This is a genomic window from Amycolatopsis sp. NPDC023774 (genome assembly GCF_040639695.1).
Classification (GTDB): domain Bacteria; phylum Actinomycetota; class Actinomycetes; order Mycobacteriales; family Pseudonocardiaceae; genus Amycolatopsis.
The window spans coordinates 1-1371 of the sequence record NZ_JBFAAJ010000113.1; the positions used below are offsets into that span (position 1 = coordinate 1).

Sequence of the window (1371 nt, forward strand, 5' to 3'; positions counted from 1 at the left end):
TGATGCGCCCCGGGTCTGGTGCAGGCTCTGATCCCATGGAGGATGCGGAGCATGGCGGCACCGAAGAAGTACAGCGACGAGCTGCGTGAGCGGGCGACGCGGATGGCGTTGGACGCGATCGCGGCCGAGGGGCAGCGGATGGCGGCGATCCGCCGGGTCGCGGGCCAGTTGGACGTGCACCCGGAGGCGTTGCGGACGTGGGTCAAGCGCGCCGAGATCGACGCCGGCACGGCACCCGGTCGCACCAGCGACGATGCGGCGCGGATCGCTGAGCTGGAGCGCGAGGTGCGTGAGTTGCGGCGGGCGAACGAGATCCTGAAGACGGCTTCGGCGTTTTTCGCCGCCGCGGAGCTCGACCGCAAAATCAAGTAGCCCCGGACGATTCCGCGCCTCGGCGGGAGGTTCCGCTCGCGGTGGTCGTCGACTATATCGACGACCACCGCGAGCGGGTTGTTGAGGGGAAGAATCTCGGGGTCGAGTCGATCTGCGCGGTCTTGAGTGACGCGGGCGTGCAGATCGCCCCGAGAACGTATTGGGCGGCCAAGAAGCGCGCACCTTCGAAACGCGCTGTGCGGGATGCGGAACTGCTCACCGAGATCGAGCGCGTGTTCCGCGAGAATTACGGCGTCTACGGGGCGCGGAAAATTCATGCCCAGCTCAACCGAGAGGGCATCCGCGTGGCTCGCTGCACGGTCGAGCGGTTGATGCGCCGTTCGGGCCTGCAGGGACTGCGGCGAGGCAGGCGACCCAGGACCACCATCGCACCTGCGGCTTCGCCGTCTCCGGCGGACTTGGTCGGCCGCCGCTTCACCGCCGACCGGCCGAACCAGCTCTGGGTTGCCGACATCACCTATATCCGGACGTTTTCCGGCTGGGTGTATGCCGCGTTCGTTATCGATGTGTTCTCCCGAATGGTCGTTGGCTGGCAGGTGTCGACCTCGCTGCACACGAATCTCGCCCTCGACGCGCTGGAGATGGGAATATGGGGCAGACGAAGAGCTGGACACGACGTGACCGGCCTCGTCCATCATTCCGACCGTGGAGTTCAATATCGATCCATCCGCTATACCGAGCGCTTGGCGGAAGCCGAAGTCGTCGCCTCGGTCGGTTCACGCGGTGATTCCTACGATAATGCGATGGCCGAGGCATTCAATTCACTGTTCAAGGGTGAATTGATCCATAACCCTGTCGTTCGTGGCCGCGGCTGGCAATCGGTTCGCGATGTCGAGATCGCCGTCGCCGAATACGTCGACTGGTACAACCATCGCCGGGTCCACGGCGAGCTCGGCCACTGCACCCCAGCCCAGACCGAAGCCGACCACCGAGCATCACGCTACGATCAACCCCTCGAGCCTGCCCGGGCTCGGTGAC

Annotated in this window: 1 protein-coding gene; it reads left to right on the plus strand. The window is 65.4% G+C overall.

Annotated elements, in window-relative coordinates; all coding sequences use genetic code 11:
* Window positions 1-51 precede the first annotated feature (51 nt).
* Window positions 52-1370, plus strand: a protein-coding gene (locus AB0F91_RS47220) for an IS3 family transposase (protein WP_360609074.1) whose coding sequence is annotated in 2 segments (ribosomal slippage) — window positions 52-346 and window positions 346-1370 — 1320 coding nt in all. Because the reading frame shifts where the segments join, the coding sequence is not laid out codon by codon here.
* The last annotated feature ends 1 nt before the right edge of the window (window position 1371 follow it).